General features: G+C 66.5%; 16 protein-coding genes. 8 read left to right on the top strand and 8 right to left on the bottom strand.

What is annotated here, in order from left to right:
* Nucleotides 1-768: an SDR family NAD(P)-dependent oxidoreductase gene (locus tag ABGB08_RS17515; RefSeq protein WP_347591515.1), complete on the bottom strand. Its 768-nt coding sequence runs from the start codon at nucleotides 766-768 to the stop codon at nucleotides 1-3.
* 111 nt (nucleotides 769-879) lie between these two features.
* On the opposite strand from ABGB08_RS17515, the gene ABGB08_RS17510 reads away from it, so the two are divergent.
* The 4 genes from ABGB08_RS17510 to ABGB08_RS17495 all read left to right on the top strand — a co-directional run bounded on the left by ABGB08_RS17510 (nucleotide 880) and on the right by ABGB08_RS17495 (nucleotide 4,959).
* Nucleotides 880-1,725 (top strand): helix-turn-helix transcriptional regulator, encoded by an 846-nt coding sequence (locus tag ABGB08_RS17510; RefSeq protein WP_347591513.1) that lies wholly within the window; start codon nucleotides 880-882, stop codon nucleotides 1,723-1,725.
* 84 nt (nucleotides 1,726-1,809) lie between these two features.
* Entirely contained in the window at nucleotides 1,810-2,484 is a 675-nt protein-coding gene (locus ABGB08_RS17505; protein ID WP_347591511.1) for an ABC transporter ATP-binding protein, read from the top strand.
* Nucleotides 2,481-4,427 carry an ABC transporter permease gene (locus ABGB08_RS17500; RefSeq protein WP_347591509.1) on the top strand — a complete coding sequence of 649 codons (1,947 nt, stop codon included), beginning with the start codon at nucleotides 2,481-2,483 and terminating at the stop codon, nucleotides 4,425-4,427. Before ABGB08_RS17505 ends, ABGB08_RS17500 begins: the two co-directional genes overlap by 4 nt.
* A gap of 166 nt (nucleotides 4,428-4,593) precedes the next feature.
* Nucleotides 4,594-4,959, top strand: coding sequence for a hypothetical protein (locus ABGB08_RS17495; protein ID WP_347591507.1), 366 nt, complete (start codon nucleotides 4,594-4,596; stop codon nucleotides 4,957-4,959).
* A gap of 66 nt (nucleotides 4,960-5,025) precedes the next feature.
* Here ABGB08_RS17495 and ABGB08_RS17490 read toward each other — a convergent pair whose 3' ends face one another.
* From ABGB08_RS17490 to ABGB08_RS17475, 4 genes are all read right to left on the bottom strand, one after another.
* Complete coding sequence (locus ABGB08_RS17490; RefSeq protein ID WP_347591506.1) at nucleotides 5,026-5,358, bottom strand: hypothetical protein; 333 nt, start codon at nucleotides 5,356-5,358, stop codon at nucleotides 5,026-5,028.
* Between the two features lie 86 nt (nucleotides 5,359-5,444).
* The gene (locus tag ABGB08_RS17485; protein WP_347591504.1) at nucleotides 5,445-6,026 is read right to left on the bottom strand and encodes a TIGR03086 family metal-binding protein; all 582 of its coding nucleotides are present in this window, start codon (nucleotides 6,024-6,026) and stop codon (nucleotides 5,445-5,447) included.
* Entirely contained in the window at nucleotides 6,013-6,495 is a 483-nt protein-coding gene (locus ABGB08_RS17480; protein WP_347591502.1) for an SRPBCC family protein, read from the bottom strand. Before ABGB08_RS17480 ends, ABGB08_RS17485 begins: the two co-directional genes overlap by 14 nt.
* Nucleotides 6,428-6,823: a metalloregulator ArsR/SmtB family transcription factor gene (locus ABGB08_RS17475; RefSeq protein WP_347591500.1), complete on the bottom strand. Its 396-nt coding sequence runs from the start codon at nucleotides 6,821-6,823 to the stop codon at nucleotides 6,428-6,430. The genes ABGB08_RS17480 and ABGB08_RS17475 overlap by 68 nt, the downstream gene beginning before the upstream one ends.
* A 331-nt stretch (nucleotides 6,824-7,154) precedes the next feature.
* Here ABGB08_RS17475 and ABGB08_RS17470 point away from each other — a divergent pair, with 331 nt between their 5' ends.
* Nucleotides 7,155-8,720: a hypothetical protein gene (locus tag ABGB08_RS17470; RefSeq protein WP_347591498.1), complete on the top strand. Its 1,566-nt coding sequence runs from the start codon at nucleotides 7,155-7,157 to the stop codon at nucleotides 8,718-8,720.
* 11 nt (nucleotides 8,721-8,731) lie between these two features.
* Here ABGB08_RS17470 and ABGB08_RS17465 read toward each other — a convergent pair whose 3' ends face one another.
* Nucleotides 8,732-8,923: a multicopper oxidase domain-containing protein gene (locus tag ABGB08_RS17465; protein ID WP_347591496.1), complete on the bottom strand. Its 192-nt coding sequence runs from the start codon at nucleotides 8,921-8,923 to the stop codon at nucleotides 8,732-8,734.
* Nucleotides 8,924-9,074: 151 nt separating this feature from the next.
* A complete protein-coding gene (locus ABGB08_RS17460) occupies nucleotides 9,075-9,395 on the bottom strand; it encodes a hypothetical protein (RefSeq protein ID WP_347591494.1) in 321 nt (106 codons plus the stop codon).
* Nucleotides 9,396-9,848: 453 nt separating this feature from the next.
* On the opposite strand from ABGB08_RS17460, the gene ABGB08_RS17455 reads away from it, so the two are divergent.
* Nucleotides 9,849-10,988: a VCBS repeat-containing protein gene (locus ABGB08_RS17455; RefSeq protein WP_347591492.1), complete on the top strand. Its 1,140-nt coding sequence runs from the start codon at nucleotides 9,849-9,851 to the stop codon at nucleotides 10,986-10,988.
* A gap of 254 nt (nucleotides 10,989-11,242) precedes the next feature.
* On the opposite strand, the gene ABGB08_RS17450 is transcribed toward ABGB08_RS17455, so the two are convergent.
* Nucleotides 11,243-12,697, bottom strand: coding sequence for a transposase (locus ABGB08_RS17450; RefSeq protein WP_347591490.1), 1,455 nt, complete (start codon nucleotides 12,695-12,697; stop codon nucleotides 11,243-11,245).
* Between the two features lie 1,326 nt (nucleotides 12,698-14,023).
* On the opposite strand from ABGB08_RS17450, the gene ABGB08_RS17445 reads away from it, so the two are divergent.
* Nucleotides 14,024-14,497, top strand: coding sequence for a hypothetical protein (locus tag ABGB08_RS17445; RefSeq protein WP_347591488.1), 474 nt, complete (start codon nucleotides 14,024-14,026; stop codon nucleotides 14,495-14,497).
* Between the two features lie 94 nt (nucleotides 14,498-14,591).
* The gene (locus tag ABGB08_RS17440; RefSeq protein ID WP_347591486.1) at nucleotides 14,592-15,296 is read left to right on the top strand and encodes a GntR family transcriptional regulator; all 705 of its coding nucleotides are present in this window, start codon (nucleotides 14,592-14,594) and stop codon (nucleotides 15,294-15,296) included.
* Nucleotides 15,297-16,282: the final 986 nt, after the last annotated feature.

Here is a 16,282-nt window from a genome sequence, read left to right as displayed (position 1 = left end):
TTAGCTTTTACCGTGCGGATCAGATGCGTTGAGCGTCTCGACGACCTGGTCGTAGTCGCCGCGCATCTCGCCGTAGCGCAGGAACTTCACGCGCTCGACCTGAAGCTCCTTCACATCGGGCTGTTCCTTGAGCAGCGCGACGACCTCCGCGACGAACTCGTCGAGCGGCATCGCGAACTCGCTGTCCTCCTGGCCGGGAAGCAGCGAGGTGCGCACCGACGGCGGCTCAAGCTCCACGATCTGCACGCTCGTGTCCGCGAGCTGCAGCCGGATCGACTCGCTGAGCATGTGGATCGCGGCCTTCGACGCGTTGTAGCTCGGTGTGATCTTGAGCGGCGCGAACGCCAGGCCCGACGAGACGGTGACGATGGTGGCGTCCGGCTGCGCCCGCAGGTGCCGGATGAACGCGGCGATGAGGCGGATCGGGCCGAGCACATTGGTGGTGATGACCGACTCGGCCGAGGCGAGGAATGACTCGGGCTCGCGCCAGTCCTCGATGCGCATGATGCCGGCCATGGTGACCAGGACGTTGAGGTCCGGGTGGTTGGCCAGCACTTCCTTCGCGGCAGCGCCGATGCTCGCGGCATCGGCAGTGTCAATCCGTACAGTGTCGATGCCGGGGTGCTCCGCGGCGATCTGCTCCAGCAGTTCGGCGCGCCGACCTCCGATGATGACGGTGTTGCCCTCGGCCCGCAGGGCGAGCGCGAGGGCCAGGCCGATGCCGCTCGTGGAGCCCGGGATGAAGATCGTGTTCCCTGAGATTTTCATGCTTGCAGTCTGCGCGGCGGGCCGCCGCCGGTGCAGAGAGCGCTTATCGGGGGATCGGCGATCCCTGGCTCGCGGTCGTGAGCCTTCGGGCGCGGGGCGGATACTGAACACATGGACCGCAGAGCGCTCGCCGACTTCCTGCGCCGCCGCCGTGAGGCGCTGCGGCCGGAGGATGTCGGGCTCCCCGTGGGCGCGCGCCGCCGTACCCCGGGACTGCGGCGCGAGGAGGTGGCGGCCCTCGCCGCGATGTCAGCCGACTACTACACGCGGCTTGAGCAGCTCCGCAGTCCGCAGCCGAGCGAGCAGATGCTCGCCTCGCTCGCCCGCGCGCTACGGCTGACGGGCGACGAGCGCGACTACCTGTTCCAGATAGCGGGGCACAACGCCCCCACGTCAGTGACGACCGCGACGCACGTCGCCCCCGCGCTGCTTCGGGTCCTTGACCGTCTCCACGACACCCCGGCGCTCATCCTGTCCAACCTGGGCGAAACTCTGGTGCAGAACCGGATGGCCGACGCGCTGTTCGGCGACAAGTCGCACCACACGGGCCTGGCCAGCAGCGAGATCTACCGGTGGTTCACCGATCCCTCCGAGCGGCTGCGCTACCCCGAGGACGACCGCGACAGGCAAAGCCGCGCCCAGGTCGCGAACCTGCGCGCCGCCTACGGATCCATGGGCCCCCAGTCCCGGGCCGGCGAACTCGTCCGGGCGCTGCAGAAGGCGAGCGCGGAGTTCGCCGAGCTATGGGACCGGCACGAGGTCGCGAAGCGCTTCGAGGACCACAAGACGCTCATCCATTCCGAAGTCGGCCCGATCGAGCTTGACTGCCAGGTGCTGTTCACCGAGGACCAGTCGCAGGCCCTGCTCGTGCTCACCGCTCCCCCACGCACCGAGGGCTACGAGAAGCTGCAGCTGCTCGCCGTACTGGGCCAAGAGCACTTCGTCAAGAGCAGCTAGTCAGCCGTTCGGCCGAGGCGATCGAGAGAGAAATGGACGCACGGCCGATCTCCCGTACCCGTCCCGGGCGCGAGGCTGGCCGACATGAATGACGTGCTTGCTGGACGGGCCCTGGTGAAGAGGTTCGGGCAGACGGTCGCCCTCGGCGGCGTGGACATCGCGGTACGGGGTGGTGAAGCCGTGGCGATCATGGGCCCGAGCGGGTCGGGCAAATCGACGCTCTTGCACTGCCTGGCCGGGATCATGAAGCCGGACTCGGGGGAGGTGAACCTGCTCGGGCAGCGCATCGACACGATGGGCGAGCGCAAGCGCAGCGAGCTGCGCCGTACCCGATTCGGTTTCCTCTTCCAGTTCGGGCAGCTCCTGCCCGAACTGCCCGCCGAGGAGAACGTGGCGCTCCCGCTCATGCTGGGCGGCGTGTCCAGGGCCGAGGCGGTACGGCGGGCCCGTGAGTGGTTCGCGCCTCTCGGCCTGCAGCACCTGGAGGCCCGGCGGCCAGGGGAGTTGTCCGGCGGGCAGGCGCAGCGGGTGGCGATCGCCAGGGCGCTGGTGAGCGGTCCCGCCGTGGTGTTCGCCGACGAGCCCACGGGCGCCCTCGACCAGCGCACCGGCCACGACACGATGCGACTGCTGGTGGAGGCGACCAAGAACAACGGCGCCAGCCTGATCGTGGTCACCCACGACCCGAACGTGGCCGGCTGGTGCGACCGCACCGCCGAGGTCCGCGACGGGCAGCTGGTGAGCGGAGCGCGCGCGTGAACCTCGCACTGACCTGGCGCCTGCTCAAGGGCGGCGGACGCCGCGGGATGCTCGGCACCTGGCTCACGCTCGGGGCGGTCGCCGTGTCCACGGCGCTGCTGCTGTTCGCCGTGGCCGCCAACTTCGCCTTCCAGGCCAGGGCCGATCGCGGCGCCTGGCGCAACCCCGTCCCGGCCGCCTCGGACGCCGTGGCAATCGAAGCGTCGCACAAGGACGTCGTCCGCGACCAGGCGATCACCGTCGTCGACCTGGCCGCGCTCGGCAAGGCGCCCGATCCGCCGCCCGGCCTGCCCCGCTTCCCCCACCCCGGCGAGGCGTGGCTCTCGCCCGCCCTGGCCGAGCTGGCCCGGCAGCTTCCCGATGACGAGCTCGCCGCGCGGTTCCGCCGCCAGGTGGGTGTGCTCGGTGACGAGGCGCTCGTGTATCCGGGCGAGCTGGTCGCGGTCGTCGGCCACAAGCCGGACGCCCCGGAACTGACCGCGCCCCGCGGCGGCGACTCGATCGTCGACACGGCGCCGGTCAAGGTCGCCACCCTCGACGGGCAGGCGAGCCAGGACGCCAAGCAGTATCAGATGCTCGCGGTCATCGCCAGCGTGCTCATGGTCGTGCCGCTGCTTGTCTTCGGGGGCGCGGCGGCCCGGCTCACGGTGGCCAGGCGCGATCAGCGGCTGGCCGCGCTCCGCCTGGTCGGGGCGACGCCCGGCCAGGTGGTGGGGATGACCGTGGCCGAGGCGGTGATCGTGGCGCTGGCCGGCGCGCTGGCCGGGACCGTCGTCTTCGTCCTGGCCGTGCCGCTGCTGGCCGGGATCCAGATGCAGGGCGGCCCCTGGTTCGTCGCCGACGTGTTCCCGAACCCGCTGGTCATGGCGGCGGTGCTGGTCGCCGTGCCGCTGCTGGTGGGCCTGTCGGCGGTGGTCGGGCTGCGGCGGGTGGTGGTCAGCCCGCTGGGCGTGGCCAAACGCGAGACACCGCCCGCCATGCGGTTCGTCCGGGTGCTCGCCCTGCTGGCGGTGCTGGCCGTCTTCCCGCTGCTGTCGGCGAACACCAGCATCGCGATCATCGGGGTGGCGCTGACGCTGGCGTTCCTGGGCGTGAACCTGGTGGGGCCCTGGGTGGTCGGCCTGATCGGCCGGATCACGGCCGGGCTCGCCCGCGGCCCGGTACGGCTGCTCGCCGGCCGCAGGCTCGTGGACGACCCCCGCTCCGCCTGGCGGACGGTGAGCGGGGTGGCGCTGACCGGTTTCGTGGCCGGGTTCCTCGGATTGCTCAGTCCTGCCGTGCTCGACGACGGGACCGCCGGGCCGCCGGAACTCCGCGTCACCGCGCCCGCCGGGCAGGTCCAGCAGGTGAGCGAGCAGGCCCGCGAACGCCTGCGCGAAGCCGGCGTGACGGCGACCGTGAACCCCGCGCAGGACGCCGTGGTCGCGGCCCTCGACAGCTCCGCCGACACGGCCACGGTGGACCGGGCCCGCACCGCGCTGGCCGGGCTCGTCCCCGGGCGCACGCCCGCGACGCGGGCCGACGATCAGACGGCCATGCGGTTCCTCGCCGACATCCGGGTGGGCACGAACGTCGTGCTGGCGGTGTCGTTCCTGGTGGCCATCGCCAGTTCGGGCATCACCGCCATGTCGTCGGTGCTGGACCGGCGGCAGACGTACGGGCTGCTGCGCCTGGCCGGCACGCCGCTGGAGGTGCTCGACCGGGCTCGCAGGGCCGAGACGCTGATCCCGCTGACGGTGATGGGCGGCGGGTCGATCCTCGTGGGTGTGCTCTGCGCGCTGCCGTTCATGTCCGGCGTCACGTCCGGCGGCGCCAGCACGGTGGGCGCGGCCACCCTGGGCGGATGCGTCGTCGTGGGGTTCGCGGGCGTGATCGGGGCGGGCGCGCTCAGCCGCCCGCTCCTGCGAGCGGTCACCGCCGACACGGCTCCCCGCCCGGACTGACCCCGCCGGGATCAGCTCCGGCTCCGCAGGTGCCAGCCGGGGAGGGCCTCCCCCGCCACGCCACGGAAACCACGAAGCGTGACCATAGGAGCACAGAATGATAATTCTGGATGCATTCCGTGAACAAGGCTCCTCTAAGGACGGCATAGAGATCATGATGAGAACAATGATCATTGCGGCCGCGGCCGTGGCGCCCGTGCTCGCGCTTACCGGCACCGCCCTCGCTGACCCCGTCGCCCCGTACGCTCAGGCGGTGGCCCTGGTCACCAAGGCCGGCACGGTCGTGAGCTCCAAAGGCGTGATCAAGGTCACCAGAGCCGGCGTCGGCAAGTACTGCATCTACCTGGACCGGCGCATCTCCGCCTCCCGGTCGATTCCGGTCGCCACCCTGCAAGCAGGCGCGGACCGGGGCAGCGAGATCTACGCCAGCATCGACAGCGCCTATTGCGGCGTTGGCTCGAACACGATCCTGGTTTACACCGGCAATAAGGGCGTGGCCTCTAATCAGCCCTTCTTCGTCCAGGTCCCCTAAGCGCTCGGCCGACAAGGCACGGACGCCCGCCCCGCGATCTCGGAGGGCGGGCGTCTTGGGTTACATCTAGCGAACAGCTCGGCAGACGATGCCGTCGGAGGGACCGCGGAGGGCGGCCATGATGACGTCGGCGGTGAGGTGCTTGCAGGCCAGATAGGGGTCTCCGGTGCCCCGGAAGATCAGGCCGGAGGAGCCCGACGGGGTGTAGCACTTGAGCCCGGAGGCCTCGTAGAAGCCGATCCAGGCGTCGGGGTGGATCTTGGCGGCGCAGTACTCGCCGATCGACAGGGGCCCGAACGGGATGTCGACGATGGCGGCCTGGGCCGGGGTGGCGGCGGAGAGGAAGCCGGCCGAGGCGAGGGCGGCAGTGGCGATGAAGCTGAACACACGGCGGAGCATGGGAACCTCCCGGGTTCTACGTCGTCACCCGAGAGTATTTATTAGGAAACTTTCCTATGCAAGAGTCGCCTGTAGTGCGGAAACATCTATCGATTCGACCGCTCCGACCAGAACGGGTCCCGGCCGATGAAACCCAGCAGTTTGGTCTGAGTATCCGCACCGTCGGGCACTTCGACTCGGGCGCCGTACTGGCCGGAAGAGCGGATAATCTGCTCCATCTGCTCCATCTCACTGAGGAGTTGAGCGCAGAGGTCGGGGTCCAGCCGGTCGTCCTGGCCGGTGGCCCGGGAAAGGTCCCAGGTGTGCATGAACACGTCGGCGGTGTAGAACCGGTCGATCGCGGTCGCCAGCGGCAGGCGGCCGATGTGGGGGTTGGTGAGCTCCCGGTGCGCCGTCTCCGGATCGTCCAGCACCGCCTGCACACCGTCGCAGTGAACCTGCCACGCCACGACCGGGTTCTCGTCCACTGACGGTCCGCGGGGCAGTTCGATGCCGGCGCCGGAGGCGAGGAACCCGGGGAACCATTCGGTCAGGTGCCGTACGACGTCGCGGGCGGCCCAGTCGGCGACCGGGGACGGCACGTCCCAGGATCGGGTACCGCGGACCCGGTCCGTGAACAGCCCGGCGACCTGCTGGTGCCGCTCGGCAGGGCGGTCAGACAGCGCCATCGATGATCATCCCTTCCAGCTTCGCGTAACCCTCGTTGACGCCGACTTCCATACCGCTGCGCAGCCATGCGTCCCGGCCTTCGAAGCTGTCGACCAGCGACTGGGTCCGCAGCCGGGTACGGCCGTCGCCCAGGTCCTCAATCCACAACGTCTCCAGCGCGACTCCGTCGGGATCGCCCTCGAACGTGAAGGTCTGCACGATACGGTCCTGCCGTACCTCGTGGAAGCAGCCGCGGAAGCCGTACTCCGTGCCGTCGTGCACCGAGACGTAACGCCAGCTGCCGCCGGTAGACGGGTCCCAGTGCTCGATCCGGGTGGACGTGGCGTTGGGGCCCACCCACCGGGCGAACAACACGGGATCGGTGTGGGCGCGGAAGAGCTGCTCGGGCGTTGCCGCGAAGTCACGACTCATCCGGATGACCGGCACCCTCGGGTCGGCTTCGATGGCCGTCTCTGTGATCCTGTTCATGCTCATCTCCCTTCATCGCCGCCAGAACGGCGTCAAGGCGGCGGTAACGCAGCTCGGCGCGGGCCCGGTAGCGCTCGATCCAGGTGTCCATCAGGTCGAAGGCCTGGACCTCCAGATGCACGGACCGGGGCTGCGGCCCTCGGGGGCGGCTGACGAGCCCGGCGTCCTCGAGCACCCGCAAGTGCTTGTAGACGGCCTGCAGCGTCATCCGGTACGGCTCGGCCAGCTGGCTCACGGTCGCGTCGCCCTCCGAGAGCCGGGCCACCATGTCGCGCCGGGTTGGATCCGCGAGGGCGGCGAAGACTCGGGACAGCGTGTCCGTGGTCATCCGTCCCCCAGTTTCAACTCAATGGTTGAAAGGACCGTAGACCGCCGGTCACCCATCCGTCAACCTAGTGGTTGAAAGTGCTGCTTCCTGCTGTGCGTCAGCCGAGCTCTGGCAGGTCGTCGGCGGTGGGGCGGAGACCAGCACGGCCGATCAGTTTGCTCCTCCATCGGCTCGGCACCCCTATGACCGTCCGGAACGCCCAGGAACCCGGAAGGTCGGGGGACCGCGCCGTTCCCGCCGAACACTGGCGGTGGCCGGGGTGCCTGAAGCAGTGATTGTTCAGCCAATGAGTATCGATTGTTCAGCATTGGGCGCTATAACATCCGAGCCCGTGACGCGTCAGTCTTTATCCGAAAATTCCGGCAGGCGGGTCAGCGACCCGGCACCGGAGACAGTGATTTCAGCAGTGCCGAATAAGTCAGACCCTACGAGCCTGGACCACCTTCGACTTTCGGATCGTTCGATTGCCGCGCTGCTGGCTCTGGTATCGCTGATGGTCTACACGTTAGCCGCCCGGCTTCGGCTGGTGAACGGCATCCCACAGGGCGATGAACCCCACTATCTCATCTCTACTATCGCCCTTGCGCAGTATCATACTTTCGATATCAGCGTGGTCTACGACAACCGCGACTACTTGTCTTTCTTTCCGATGGACATCGACCGGCATCTCTCCCCGGACGAGAACGGCCAGATGCTGCCCTGGCACAACTTCGGAGCGCCGCTGCTCTGGGTGCCGTTCTTCTTGCTGTGGGGGCGAGCCGGTGCCACCGGATTCATGGTGGTAGTCGCGGTGTTGACGGTTCTCAATGTGTTCTGGTTCCTCAGGGAACTGGGCATCGTCCGCCCGTACGCCACGCTCACCGCCGGGTTGTTCGCCTTCGGCACGACGATCTACGTCTACTCCAATTCGCTGTTCACCGAATCATTGGGCGCTCTGCTCCTGCTCTATGCGATGCGAGTGATATGCCGACGGGTAAATTCATCGGCGAGCCTCTGCCTGGCATCGCTCTCGTTGGGTTACCTGCCCTGGATAAACGGCCGCTTTCTCGCACTGTCACTTCCCGCCGCCTTGCTCCTGCTCTTACGCGTCCGCCGTTCGGACAACAGGAGCTGGGCCTACCTGTGGGCATTCGGACCGATGTTGCTACTGCTCGGTGCGCTCGAAGCAGTCAATTACTTCGTTTTCGACACCCTTCACCCATCGCCAGGAAACGGCGTGAAAGGTGTCGGCCCACTGGAGATATCGGCGATCCGCGGACTCGCAGGATTATGGTTCGACCGCGAGTTCGGCCTGTTCCCGAATTTTCCGATACTGGTCTTCGTCGTGATCGGTATCGGGCTGGGGGTCCCCTGGGTCCGCTGGCAGCTCGATGTCGCACTGGGCGTCGTCGTAATCCCCTACGTACTGGCGAGCGCGACATACTCGGAGTGGTGGGCCGGCTACTCCCCGCCCGGCCGGTACCTCGCGGTGGTGGTGCCGCTCCTTGCGTTCTACGTCGCAGTGACACTGCAACGAATCCACCATTGGCTGGCAGTCCTCCTCGCGGTGCTCACCGGGCTCGTCGCCTTCGCCTTCGCCTTCTCCACCGACATATTTCCCGGAGACCGATTTCACAGCTCGCCTTCACCACCGAGCCAGGCGATGTCGAACCTGGGCCGACTGCTCGACATTCCGATAGCGGAGTACCTACCGGGCCTGAGCCTGGCCAAGGACAATCCGATCCCCACGAACGAGGCAATGCTCACCGTCGGGTGGGCGCTGGCCATCGCCCTCCTCGCCGCGACGGTCTGGGTCTTCGAAAAGGCCCCGGCGGCGCGCGTCCCGGCTCTCGACCTTCGACTCTTCCCGACTCTGGCACGCCGCCGTCGGACTCCCCCGGCGTGCCGAGATGATTAGTACGTTCCCTTTCACTCCGGCTCGTTTCCCGCCGTCCCACCGATCATGAACGGCGTGGTCACTCCCTCGTACATCAGGTGAGCGACCAGCCCTTCAGCCGCATGCGGCAGGTTGTGGCAGTGGTCCATCCAGATGCCGGGATTGTCGGCGACGAAGGCGATCTCGTACGACTCCCCGTCCGGTACGAGGCGCCGCCGACCCATGCCGACATCGGACCGTTAGCGGTGTGGACGATCCGTACCCGGGCCCGTTTCCCTGGCTTTAAAGCGGCATTATCTCAGCGTCGGGAGTCCTGTCTTTTCAAGGCTTATCTTGAAAAGACAGGACTGCTTTGTATCCGGGTCATGGACCGGGTTATCTAGATTGGCCGCCTGTCGGGGCAAGATTACAGGTTCGTCGTGCGACGGCAGTGCCTTGGTGATGATCGCGTCGTACCAGTTGACGGTTGAGGACGGCGGTTTCCAACATCTTCCAGGTGACGCTTCCGGCGGACGGCAGCGCGCCCAGGCAGGCGATGAGAGCGTAGTTGTGTTCGACGCTGATGAGCAGGTTCAAGAAGCCGACCACATGGTCGTCACGCACCGCGAGATAGAGAGAGAAGCCGATCGTGGGCGCCCGCGGGAATCGTCCAAGCCGCCGCTCGGCGGCGTGGCCGAGGATGATCGTCGGCGGCATCTGCTGATTCCCGGGTATGAGCCGGCGGAAGAGCTCGCAGAATTGGTCCGCGTACTGCCGGGTGGCGCGCGTTCCGAACCATACGACCCGGACGTCACTTCGAATAGCGATATGTTACGCAATATATGTGCACCTATCGCCAACCAATTGGGATGTCCCAGTATAGCATCGATTATTCGACTCCAACTCGCATGGCACCGAATTCCAAGCACACGTCCGGCGGAATCCAAGCAATTCTGCAGCCCACCGCAAGATTGTCACAAGATCGTTACAAGGCCATTCGCCGATGGTGCATCTGTTGCCGGATTCGCAATACGCGTCTGGGGGGCCGCGTTCCACCATCGACAAATTCACCTCGACAGAAGGGGGACCATCATGCGTGTACACGCCGGACGGCTACATCGCGGGGACCCGACCGCGAAACTCACCGAATCCAGGGGCACGCGTCACCGAGTGCGGATACGCGCAGGTGCCGGGCGGGCGGCGGCGATCGTCCTCGCCGCGGTGCTGATGCTGTTAACCGGCGTCACCGCACCCGCCAACGCCACCGTCCCCGGGTTCCAGAACGTGCAAAACGGAAACGCCTGGATCGACGTCAACGGCGACAACCGCGCCGACGGCTGCCGGGTCTTCGCCAGCACGGTCATCATGTGCACGCTCTCCACCGGTACCGGCTTCGGGAACACGTTCGCGGCGACCGGAGACCTCGGATACGGCGCCGGACGTGCCTGGGCCGACTTCAACGGCGATCGCGCGGCGGACTACTGCCGGGTCGTCGGCGCCGGGTACCAGAACCTGCAGTGCACGGTCTCGGTGTTCAACAACTTCGGGCAGACCTTCACATCGGGCGCGGTCGATCCGGGCTACGACGCTGGCCGGGCCTGGGTGGACTTCAACGGCGACGGCAAAGCCGACTACTGCCGGGTCGTGGGGTTCAGCAGCAAGTCAGCGCAGTGCACCGTCTCGGGGGGCGACGGCTGGGACGACACATTCCAGTCCGCCTCGCTGGACCCCGGCTACGACGCCGGCCGCTCCTGGGTCGACGCCAACGGCGACGGCAAAGCCGACTTCTGCAGGATCGTCGGGCTCTGGGACAAGAACGTGCAGTGCACCTTCTCCACCGGCACCGGGTTCGGGCGCACCGTGACATCCGCCGCCCTGGATCCGGGCTACGACGACAGCCGGCGCTGGGGCGACGTCAACGGCGACGGCAAGGCCGACTACTGCCGCATCGTCGGCAACTTCTCCCTGAGCGTGCGCTGCACCCTGTCCACGGGGAACGGGTTCGGCAACAGCTTCACCTCGGCCGCGATGGACACCGGATACGGCGGAACGGGTGCGTGGGCCGACGTCAACGGCGATGGCAAGGACGACTACTGCCGCGACACCGGCGGCAACCAGGGCACCTGCACCCTGTCGAACGGCTCCAGCTTCGGCACCACCTTCTCCGGGACCGGCCCAGGCAGCCAGACCAGGTGGGCCGACTTCAACGCCGATGGCAAAGCCGACTTCTGCCAGTTCATCACCGATGCCGCGATCGCCTGCCGGGTGTCCCTGGGCACATCGTTCGGGGCGACCTTCCGTAACAACTGATACACGGCTCTGAGGTCAGCACGAGCAGTCCCATCCTCCTCCTGAGGATGGGACTGTTCGCGTGCGTCAGGCATGATCGCATGTCATGCGGCGACATACTCAGCGGCGGGAGTCGGACGCCTGCCACCAGGGCATGCACGTTGTCCGGACGGAAAGGCTGCGATTCCAGAGCCCGACCGAAGGCGGGCTGGCGATGGAGCCGGCTCAGCTCATTTTGTTAGGAGCTTTTAGCTTGCGATTTAACCTCTGAACGGTCACTCTCGGTGTTCGCTGTTGCTTGTCGCCGTCTTGCGGTAGGGCGGACGCTTGGCTTTCGGCCGATTCCTTGATCCTTTGGGGCGTCCAGGTCCGGGGCGGGTGGGTTTCGGCGAGGCGGCGGGAGTGCCAAGTTTCGCATGGAGTCGACGAAACCCGAGGCGGACGCGGTAAGGGGTGAGCGGTATGCCGGGTTCGGGTCGCCGATGCCAGGGGCGGCGAAGGTCGTCAACATGCGGGCTGGCCAGCCGTAACTGGGCGTAGGCGGCCATGATCAGGTGCATCCAGCGGTCGGTGGCCTGCGCCGAGGACAGGTGGGCGCACGCCATGCCCAGGTAGACCTTGGCGAACCGGTGGAAATGTTCTTGGTCGAAGCGCCGCAGGCAGGCCTTCCACAGCAGATCCACCAGTGCCGCGTCGGCCTGGACTGGTCCGGCGTGCCACAGCCAGAGATCTTTGGCCGGTTTGCGGCCGTCGGGCAACCGGTCCACGACGATCTGGATGACAGTACCGGCAACGATGGGCAACTGCTCACCGTCGGGGTAACCGGCCCAGCGGCCGATACGGGTGAGCTTTTGGTGCAGGCCCGTCCAAGCGCGGACGTGCACAGTGCCATACCGGGCCGAACCGGCGCTCAGTTCGATGTCGGGGGCGTGCCGCTTGGCCGGGTCGGAGCAGGAGAACTCGCGACCATGGCGCCGTCCCCGTCCCCGGACGCCGGGCCGGCGGGGTTCGGGGACGGCGTAGAAGACACGGGTGGCCCGCAGCCGGACCAGGACCTGCACGTGCTGATCGGCCAGCGCGTGGGACAGGTCGGTGGCGTAGTTCCCGGCATCCAGCATCACCAGCGGCGCGGCATCACCCTCGGCCAACTTCCCCGCCGCGCGCAGGTCGGCCAGCAAGGCGGTGATCTGCTCGATGGTGACATCGGTGTGTTCCTCGCCCGGGCCGATCCGCCGGGCCTGGAGCGGATCCACCCAGGACGATGATCCCCACTGCACGCCCACCAGCAGGCTGTAGGGCCAGCCGGGCAGGAAGCAGTCCCCGCCCTTGCCGCGCACCTGGACCATCACCCGCCCGTCGGCGTACTCGGCGTCGGGCCGGGCATCGGGGGTGACATCCAGGGCGAACATCAACGGCTCGCCCGGACGGGCCGGCGCCGAGACCCCCAGCAGCAGCCGCCGCAGCCCGGCCTCATCGACCCGGCCCGCGTCCAGGGCGTCATACACCGAGCCGTGTCCACGGCGAAACTCCGGCTCCATCGACAACTCCGCCGGCCAACGCACCGGCCCCTGCGCGCACAGCATCGCATCGGCCAGTCCGAACAACGCATCCGCCCGTCGCCACAACAGCCGGTGGAGCCCGGCGCGGAAGTCGATCAGGGGACGAAGGTGTGACGGCCCGGACGTCCCAATGTCCTCGGCAACCCCGCGCACAGCTGCGATAGTGAACATCTGCGGTCACCCCTTTGGTCTCCGGCGTCTCTCAACTCCGAAGATGAAGGTGGTGGCCGCTCGACTTGGCAGCGACACGCCGTACCGCAACCGTCACAGTCCGATACATCCGCAAAACGGTGAAATGCCAGCATTGGGCGAAACCCGCCCTCATCTACACCGACGCCCGGACCTGCTTAAATCGCAAGTTTAGGGCAGCGATAGAAATTCCGTAGAGGCCTGCAGCAGGTGAAGCGTAGGCATCGGGTCGCACACCTATCGGGCGGGCATGGACGCCCGGCGGCCTGCCTTCGAGCCGAGGCCCTCGACCGGCTGAGTCAGAGCCTCGACGGTGGTGACTGAGGGCGTTGCTGTACTTCGCTGCTGTACGGACACCGAAAGGCCCCTTCGCGATCATGGGAAGGGGCTCTGAACTGGGAGCCGCCTTGGGGAATCGAACCCCAGACCTTCTGTTTACAAGCCGACTCAGACACGTCCAGGACCGTCCGCCATTGCCCATATCCAGGCATTACACGGACCACCGCTGCCATCCGAGTCCACCATCGTCCACGCTCATCTACGGCCACCGTTAGCAAATCCGTTAGCAAGATCGCCACGCCAACCAGGCAACACGGTGCCGTGGCCCGACGAAGGAGGGACGCGGCGTCGATCGCCCCGACCCCATAGAACGAGCACCGAAGTGAGCGATCGTTGCGGCCCTGGCCACCCGATACCTTCGAGCGGAAGTCAGCTGGCTGGCGGTTACCCCTGAGACCGGAAAAGAAGGGACGGATAGCACCTTCTTCAAGATGTCCTAAGACGTCCCTAGTCGCGGTGTAGAGGGGCTATAGAGGTGTACGAGGCTCAACGACGTATCGCCAAAGACGTCGGGAGTCGATATGCAACCCCTGTGTAACCCTCCGATCACGTGTCCGCAACTGGTCAACACGGGACTGGTCGCAAACGCGGCGGCGGCGCCGGCCGTTGACATGGCGACGGGAAACGAGGGTGCGTGATGGAGCTCCCTGCGGCGATAGCACAGATCCCGGAAACCCAGATGAGCTCAGCATCAGCTGAGCAAGGCTCGACATTGGAGATGGGACAGCAGCAGTACGTGCACTTGGTGCGGCTGGCGTGGGATCTGCACACGCTGGGGGTGAGTCCGGCTGTTGAGCTTGGGCCTGATCGGGTGCCCGCGGTGCGGATCTCGCGGGCGCGCGGCCCAGTACGGGTGATGGCGTGGTTTACGGATGGGGCTTGGGTTTTCACCTGGGGCCGCAGCCGAGATCAGCGTATCGAGGTGTTCGACACGAGAGCGGCGACGCGGATAGCAAGGCTGGCTGAGGAATGACTGAGCTGTTCCCCGAATCCCCGCTCAGAGCCGAGTTGCCGCATCGGGATCATGTCCGGGAGTTGGTCGGTGACGTGTTGTGGGGCAGGCTGACGCGGCGGATCGTTCACGAGCATCCGGGTCTTTACCTGCCCGCGGCCGAACGTGTCATGAACGAGGCGCTGGGCTTTCTGCGGCTGCTTGCCACAAAGCCCGGCGAGGGTTATGCACTCTCACCTCGTGTCGGCGTCGGGTGGCACGTCTTCATTCTCCACACCCGTGAGTACACGACGTTCTGTGAGGGGTTGGCGGGTCGCTTCCTGCACCATGCCACCCAGGATCCCGACGACACCGGCCTCGGGTCGGGACCTGGGTTGGGAATCGGAGCCGGGGGTGTGGTTCGTACCGTCGCGGCGATGCGAGCGCGGGAGCTGGCGGTGGATGAGGCGCTCTGGTTCGGAGTGAGCCCGGGAAGCTGCTGTGTGGGGTAGGGAACGGGGCTTGTGATCAGGCCCGCATTCCCGGCTGGTGGCTGCTGAGGGCCGGTGGCAGTGCGGGCACGGGCAGAGAGATGGATGCGGAGGCGTGGACGTGAACGATACGGACTGGCGGCCGGGAAAGCCGGATGTGGTGGACCGGGAGGGTCCGGTTCCGGTGTACGTGCAGATTGCCGGGTTCGTGAAGGACATGATCGAGCGGGGGGAGCTGGCGGTGGGAGAGTTGGTTCCCACCGAGGCCGAGCTTTCGGGAGCTTATGGGATTGCGCGGATGACCGCGCGGCGGGTGCATCGGGAGTTGCGGGAGCGCGGTCTGGCGTACACGGTGCCGAGTGCGGGAACGTTCGTCGGGCGGCGGGGCGTCACGCCCTCGCCGTATGTGATGCCGGCGTATGTGGTGATCGCTCGTGACCTGGCCAGGCTGATCCAGGCCGGGGTGTACCCGTCCGACCGCGCGATCCCCACGCACCGCGCACTGAGCAAGCAGTACGAAGTCTGTGTGGATACGGCCCAGCGTGCGGTGAAGGTGGTACGGGAAGCGGGCTGGGCGTTCTCCCGTGGAGCGCGCGGGACTTTCGTGGCATCACCTGATCAGTGGCCTGATCCGGAGGTATGGCGCAAAGTGATCGTGGTCGCGTGTGGGGCTGGCTGGGCTGAAGATGCGACCAGGCAGCAGCCACCGGATGCACCGGATTTCTCAAGAGGCGCCTCGGTAGGAACCAACCCACGACACCAGGTTTTAGGAAACCGTGTGTCAGCCGGGTTGAACTATGCCCTTGACCTGCGCAGTTAGTCTTACTCTTGGGGTTATCCAACCTGATCATTTCGCGCATATTCCGCGCCTACTCGTTCTTCCCCCGTCCTCCTCGTAGCTGCCAAATCCAAGGTCAGAGTGGTGGGGGTCCAAGGCTCGGCTTGCCGACCGCGAAGCGGTTTGGCCTTGATGTCCGCTGCTCTGGCCGGACACTTGGCTCGGAGGAGGATCAGACGTAACCAAGTTCTTCGGTTGTAATCCAACGCGGACAGCAGCACGTCCTGAGGCCGGCAGCGGCGGGGACGCACCACTAACCCGTGACGCGTCTGCTTCTGGGTATGCCCAGTGGTTCCCCTGCACCTTTCGTCTCCCAGTCTATGAAGCTGTTCGACGCAGGTGATAGCGAAATCCCGCGCGGAATATAGGTCCTGCCCGAGGATAGGCGTGATGGTGCACGCTTCCGGCTCTTGCGCTCCCCGCACCTCTACGCAGAAGAGCATCCCGGCTAATGCCAGTCGGCTGGCCGGACTGGGGAGATAGGCCCGAGAATCCGAGTGCCTAACTCGGGGAATCCGTTGTGCTGTGTCAACGGCGGAGGAGCGAAGCCCAACGCTCCCATCGCCTTAACCTCGTATGAAGAGTACCAAAGCGGGCGATCGTGACGGCCCTGGCCACCCGCCTCCTGCATAGCGATTAAGACCGCTCCGAACTTCGTCGCAGCATAAGTTCTGACCCGCAAGAAACCCGAAACAAGCGCCAGGTAGGAGTGATCATCTCCTGAATACCCAACGCGCATTGGATCGGCATCATAGTCACCCCAGTCGCGCCCAGGCTTGGAGCGCGGAACCATCAGGTCAAGCCGATGCAGCGCGGACCCGCACCGGCGGCATGCGAAAGCTACTAAGCAGAAACTGGGCTACTGGACCGTAGCTCAGTTACAGGCATCGTGATGTACAGCAGGTCGCGATCCCGGAAGAAGCTGCGAACAAGCTCGGGTGTTGCCTGAAGTCGGTCGACAGCTCGCT

This window comes from Acrocarpospora sp. B8E8 (assembly GCF_039871605.1).
GTDB lineage: Bacteria > Actinomycetota > Actinomycetes > Streptosporangiales > Streptosporangiaceae > Acrocarpospora > Acrocarpospora macrocephala.
The sequence above is the reverse complement of the archived record's forward strand: the minus strand, read 5'-3'. Positions and strand labels throughout refer to the sequence as shown.

Bases quoted from the DNA above. Each gene is read 5' to 3' on its own strand.
- ABGB08_RS17505 (WP_347591511.1), top strand. From the start codon at position 1,810: ATGAATGACGTGCTTGCTGGACGGGCCCTGGTGAAGAGGTTCGGGCAG.
- ABGB08_RS17495 (WP_347591507.1), top strand. From the start codon at position 4,594: ATGATCATTGCGGCCGCGGCCGTGGCGCCCGTGCTCGCGCTTACCGGC.
- ABGB08_RS17480 (WP_347591502.1), bottom strand. From the start codon at position 6,495: ATGAACAGGATCACAGAGACGGCCATCGAAGCCGACCCGAGGGTGCCG.
- ABGB08_RS17490 (WP_347591506.1), bottom strand. From the start codon at position 5,358: ATGCTCCGCCGTGTGTTCAGCTTCATCGCCACTGCCGCCCTCGCCTCG.
- ABGB08_RS17445 (WP_347591488.1), top strand. From the start codon at position 14,024: ATGACTGAGCTGTTCCCCGAATCCCCGCTCAGAGCCGAGTTGCCGCAT.
- ABGB08_RS17465 (WP_347591496.1), bottom strand. From the start codon at position 8,923: ATGGGTCGGCGGCGCCTCGTACCGGACGGGGAGTCGTACGAGATCGCC.
- ABGB08_RS17475 (WP_347591500.1), bottom strand. From the start codon at position 6,823: ATGACCACGGACACGCTGTCCCGAGTCTTCGCCGCCCTCGCGGATCCA.
- ABGB08_RS17460 (WP_347591494.1), bottom strand. From the start codon at position 9,395: ATGCCGCCGACGATCATCCTCGGCCACGCCGCCGAGCGGCGGCTTGGA.
- ABGB08_RS17485 (WP_347591504.1), bottom strand. From the start codon at position 6,026: ATGGCGCTGTCTGACCGCCCTGCCGAGCGGCACCAGCAGGTCGCCGGG.
- ABGB08_RS17510 (WP_347591513.1), top strand. From the start codon at position 880: ATGGACCGCAGAGCGCTCGCCGACTTCCTGCGCCGCCGCCGTGAGGCG.
- ABGB08_RS17450 (WP_347591490.1), bottom strand. From the start codon at position 12,697: ATGTTCACTATCGCAGCTGTGCGCGGGGTTGCCGAGGACATTGGGACG.
- ABGB08_RS17515 (WP_347591515.1), bottom strand. From the start codon at position 768: ATGAAAATCTCAGGGAACACGATCTTCATCCCGGGCTCCACGAGCGGC.